The following is a 2,946-nucleotide window of genomic DNA, read 5'->3' as shown; positions in this document are numbered from 1 at the left end:
TAGGTACTTTGGTTAGGTATAAATTATTCAAAATATGTATCAAAATACACAATAATTTCCGGGATAATTCTCCCCATTTCCCGCTTTTCCCGACTACCGACTACCTACTCCCGACTCCCTACTCCCTACTCCCGACTACCTACTCCCTACTCTTCGATAACCTCTACCAAATCTTCAACCATAACATCAAAAGCCCGGGCTAGCTTCAGAATTGCTGTAAAATCCGTCATACTCATGGCGTCACGTCGGGCATAACTAGCCACAGTGCTATAGGTTACTCCAGAACGGTCGGAAACTTCTTTCAACGTCCAACCCTTCTCCGCCGCTAATTCTCGAACTCGTAACCTAATTAATCCCATTTTGGACTTGACAAACTACGCAACTACATATTTAATAGTAAATAGAATATTCGGCGATCACCCAAGAGGCCGCAAAACTACTGGGCGATCGCCTTTCCTAAAACAACCCATAAAAATGGGGTATTTAACAATATGATATCAACTCGACAAACTTACCGAGACCGATTGAAACCCTGGTGTGTCATTCGGCACCTACCTAAGATGCAACGGATAACTGTAGCGCGATTTAATCGGCGCAGTGATGCGGAAGCGTATCAGCAAGCTCTTAAGCGTTTGCTGCCAAATTTCAACCATGTGGTGATATTTGAAACACCCTTGAAGGAATAATCCAGTCCGTAGGGTGCGTGATAAGACGGGCTCGCGCTGATTTTCCACCTGTTCGCCCTTGGAACAGCGCGTCCCGTAACGCACCACCTTCCAGATCCGCTGTTCCCTAAAATCCAGAAATTGTGTACCTCATAGCTATGAGAATTGCTATATAGGTCAAAAATCCTATTGTTTTCCTATCGCCATGGGGAGTATTTTGGTTTGCTACAGATAATCTTGTTAGTTTGGAATGTTAACAGGGAACTATGTTACAATCTTAACAGAAAACTATGTAACTATAAAGAATGATAGTAAGCCTTCAGCTATCAGCTATCAGCGGTCAGCGATTAGCGCTACAGATGGTGCTACTTGAGGTGCTTTTGAAGAAAATAAGCACCTCAAGCAGCGTGGCCAACGGCTGAAGGCTGACGGCTGAATGCTTACCGATGATCTAGAATCCATGATAGTAAAGATCAGAAGGAGATTGTATGTTTAAACCTTTAGTACAAGACACCACAAAATCTCAAAGCGAAAGCATAGAAACCATCTTGGCAAGGTTAGAAAATGGGCGTGTCTATGTTCCTGATTACCAGAGAGATGCTAATCAATGGAACCTTAGAAAAAAATCACTTTTTATTGAGTCTATTCTTAACAATCTTACTATTCCAGCTTTCTTCTTTTGTGAAGATGATAACCGAAAATGCGAAGTTGTTGATGGGCAACAGCGACTCAACACTATCAGAAGTTTTTGTAATAATGAATTTTCGATAAGTAATGATAAAACTATTGACTATATACTACCAGACTCTCATCTATATACCGGCAAAAAATACAGCGAATTGGAGGAAGACCTTAAATATATATTTAAAGATTATCCGCTGACTATAATTTATCTTCCTAAAAATATAGAGTTACAAACTAAGCTAGAAATATTTAGACGAATCAACGAAGGAGGAACTCCTCTTTCTGGTCAAGATATTCGTTTAGCTTATTACAGTCAATCTAAAAGTGTAACCTTTATTCGTTTAGTTGGAATTCATGATAATCCTGAGCAAACTAATGAAGAGGTTAGTGAAGATGAGGATTCCAACGATTCTAACTCTACTATAAAGCCTTCTCAACGAATGCTTGAGTTAGCGCAAAGACAAGGACTTTCTAATCCTTGGGATAAATTTCCTGACGCTAGAAAGCTTTGGTACCAATGGTGGGAGGGTAAAGAAAAAGCAAAAGGTCAAACACCATCATTGATGTTCTTGTGGTACTTAATCTGTCTTGAACGTAAAAAACTTGATGATTTATTGAAAAGACCGATTCATCTCAAAATGTCTTTTAACGGCTCAACTGATAACGCTTTAGATATTTACTGTAGTCAACTCCAGTATCAAGAAGATCCAAAAGAAGAAAGAAGTAAACAAATACTTTCAAATTTTGAAGTTATTTCGGAAGAATACTTTACCATATTTGTTGATTGGATGAAATCTATTTTATCAAAAAAACTTATTGGAGTTAGTGTCGATAAGTACAAGCAGCTTGCTTTGTTTATAGCCGGAGCTGCTGAGCTAAAAATATCTCCCGAACAGGTATCAGACACACAATGGAATCATGCGGGTGAATTCATTCGTAGCCCTCGAAATAAAGCCAGAGAGCTACTTGATGAAAACAATGGATACCCAGAACCAAAAGGTCGATGGAGTCAACAAAAAGGACAAAAGCAACAGTGCGATAAAGCTGTTGAAATTGTTAGAATTATTTTGAAGAAATAAACATAAAATTGGTTGATTTACCTGAAGGACTATCTCCCTGTAATCCTCGGCGAAGAACTTTTCCCTTAACTTGGCAAGAAGCTTACTTTAGGCAGAATTTTAATAGCCAGTTAAATGGGTATGTCTGTCCTCTGTGTAACAGGTTATTTCGAGGGACAAAAGGATTTAGAGAGCTTAAAGCTGATCATATAGCAGTCGCCAAGGCAGTTAGGACATGACAAAAGTCCTAACTGCCCTGGCGATTGCTATAAATCCAATTTTATTACCCCTGTCTTGATGCAGCGCGGTCTCACGCTGCATTGCTGTTTCCTGGTTTATGCTCCCTACTCCCTACTCCCTACTCCCTGCTCCGAAGTCCCTGCTCCCTCGGTGCGCTTGACCCGTAATTAAATTTGCCACGGGTCGCACCGCTCCCGACTCCCTCGGTGCGCTTGACCCGTAATTAAATTCGCCACGGGTCGCACCGCTCCCAACTCCAGACTCCCTGCTATCACCCTCAACAACTTTGCCTTTTCCCA

Annotated in this window: 4 protein-coding genes and 1 pseudogene; 3 read left to right on the top strand and 2 right to left on the bottom strand. The window is 40.7% G+C overall.

All coding sequences use genetic code 11. The features are described 5' to 3' along the window. Positions 1–203: pseudogene (locus F6K20_RS32165) on the top strand (hypothetical protein); the annotation flags it as partial. On the opposite strand, the gene F6K20_RS32160 reads toward F6K20_RS32165, so the two are convergent. After that, positions 147–359, bottom strand: a complete 213-nt coding sequence (locus tag F6K20_RS32160) for a helix-turn-helix domain-containing protein (protein ID WP_008185577.1) — start codon at positions 357–359, stop codon at positions 147–149. The pseudogene F6K20_RS32165 and the gene F6K20_RS32160 overlap by 57 nt on opposite strands. A gap of 132 nt (positions 360–491) precedes the next feature. On the opposite strand from F6K20_RS32160, the gene F6K20_RS32155 reads away from it, so the two are divergent. After that, positions 492–686: a hypothetical protein gene (locus tag F6K20_RS32155; protein ID WP_008185579.1), complete on the top strand. Its 195-nt coding sequence runs from the start codon at positions 492–494 to the stop codon at positions 684–686. 312 nt (positions 687–998) lie between these two features. On the opposite strand, the gene F6K20_RS32150 is transcribed toward F6K20_RS32155, so the two are convergent. Beyond that, the gene (locus F6K20_RS32150; protein ID WP_267872040.1) at positions 999–1,127 is read right to left on the bottom strand and encodes a hypothetical protein; all 129 of its coding nucleotides are present in this window, start codon (positions 1,125–1,127) and stop codon (positions 999–1,001) included. Positions 1,128–1,153: 26 nt separating this feature from the next. Between F6K20_RS32150 and F6K20_RS32145 the strand changes: the two genes are divergently transcribed. Further along, positions 1,154–2,428, top strand: coding sequence for a GmrSD restriction endonuclease domain-containing protein (locus F6K20_RS32145; protein ID WP_008184870.1), 1,275 nt, complete (start codon positions 1,154–1,156; stop codon positions 2,426–2,428). Positions 2,429–2,946 lie beyond the last annotated feature (518 nt).

Origin of the sequence: Moorena sp. SIO2C4, assembly GCF_010672485.1 — a bacterium.
GTDB lineage: Bacteria > Cyanobacteriota > Cyanobacteriia > Cyanobacteriales > Coleofasciculaceae > Moorena > Moorena producens.
Note: the sequence above shows the minus strand (reverse complement) of the source record. Positions and strands in the feature narration are given on the sequence as shown.

Excerpts from the sequence above, each read along its gene's own strand:
- F6K20_RS32160 (WP_008185577.1), bottom strand. The coding sequence starts at position 359 with ATGGGATTAATTAGGTTACGAGTTCGAGAATTAGCGGCGGAGAAGGGT.
- F6K20_RS32145 (WP_008184870.1), top strand. The coding sequence starts at position 1,154 with ATGTTTAAACCTTTAGTACAAGACACCACAAAATCTCAAAGCGAAAGC.
- F6K20_RS32150 (WP_267872040.1), bottom strand. The coding sequence starts at position 1,127 with ATGGATTCTAGATCATCGGTAAGCATTCAGCCGTCAGCCTTCAGCCGT.
- F6K20_RS32155 (WP_008185579.1), top strand. The coding sequence starts at position 492 with ATGATATCAACTCGACAAACTTACCGAGACCGATTGAAACCCTGGTGT.